General features: G+C 54.9%; 1 protein-coding gene. It reads right to left on the bottom strand.

Going from position 1 to position 607, the window contains the following annotated elements; translation table 11 throughout:
- On the bottom strand, positions 1–607 hold a 607-nt coding region (locus Q9I99_RS11280), incomplete at both ends, for a DUF6531 domain-containing protein (RefSeq protein WP_304666239.1).

Raw genomic sequence — 607 nt, 5'->3', positions numbered from 1 at the left:
ATCCAAACCGTAGGGATCTTCTTCGGCGGAAGCAGGTCTTGGCGCAGCCTCTTCTTCATATAGATCGTCTTCATCGTCGTCGGCTGCGGAATAAGGCTCGTCCGCTTTGTCGCTGATATCCGGCAATGGAATTTCCCTGCCCTGCTCATCAATATAGAGGAAACCGTCGGCAGTCCGGACAAGACGCATGGAGAACGGCAGCGACCAACCTTGTCCCAGCCAGCCGTTGCCTATTTGGTCGGAATAGTAGCTGCGCTGCCAAACAAGGGGAAGCGGGGAATCGAAGGCAAAGTCGGTCTCGGTATCGTCAAATAGGACTTTGATACCGAGTACGGCGTTCACGGGGTTACCAACATTTGTGGCAGCAGCCACCTTACAAGGAATACAGTGACCATGACCCGAGGTAACCACCCCACCATCAAAACCCATACCCATACCGCCGCTGAAACCGCTGACCATTTTACGGGAAGGGGGCTTGGGGCCCGGCTGACCGGGTATCATGGACGCAAGGGAAACCAGTTCGGATATGGCATCAACTGTATCAGCTGCGGCAGAATCAGACGCAACGATGGAAAGGGCAGCGGAAGCAACATCGGCAACCATCTCT

Origin of the sequence: Neisseria basseii (genome assembly GCF_962707005.1) — a bacterium.
Classification (GTDB): domain Bacteria; phylum Pseudomonadota; class Gammaproteobacteria; order Burkholderiales; family Neisseriaceae; genus Neisseria; species Neisseria bergeri.
Note: the sequence above shows the minus strand (reverse complement) of the source record. Positions and strands in the feature narration are given on the sequence as shown.